1 protein-coding gene is annotated in these 321 nt (G+C 43.9%); it reads left to right on the top strand.

Annotated features, from left to right (window positions below; genetic code table 11):
* A partial coding sequence (locus HMPREF3129_RS18950; protein ID WP_254668246.1) for a recombinase RecT occupies positions 1 to 321 on the top strand: 321 nt, incomplete at both ends.

Below are 321 nucleotides of genomic sequence, written 5' to 3' on the forward strand. Positions count from 1 at the left end.
AATCAAATGTGCAGTTAATTATTGGTTATCGAGGGATGATTGATCTAGCTCGTCGTTCAGGCCAGATAGTAAGCATTTCAGCCAGAACAGTGAGGCAGGGCGATAGCTTCCATTTTGAGTATGGATTGAATGAAAACTTAACGCACATACCGGGTGAAAATGAAGACTCGCCCATTACACACGTTTACGCTGTCGCAAGGTTGAAAGATGGCGGTGTCCAGTTTGAAGTTATGACGCATAACCAAATTGAGAAAGTCAGAGCATTAAGCAAGGCCAGTCAAAATGGACCTTGGGTTTCTCACTGGGAAGAAATGGCGAAGA

This window comes from Proteus sp. HMSC14B05, assembly GCF_001808035.1.
Taxonomy (GTDB): domain Bacteria; phylum Pseudomonadota; class Gammaproteobacteria; order Enterobacterales; family Enterobacteriaceae; genus Proteus; species Proteus mirabilis.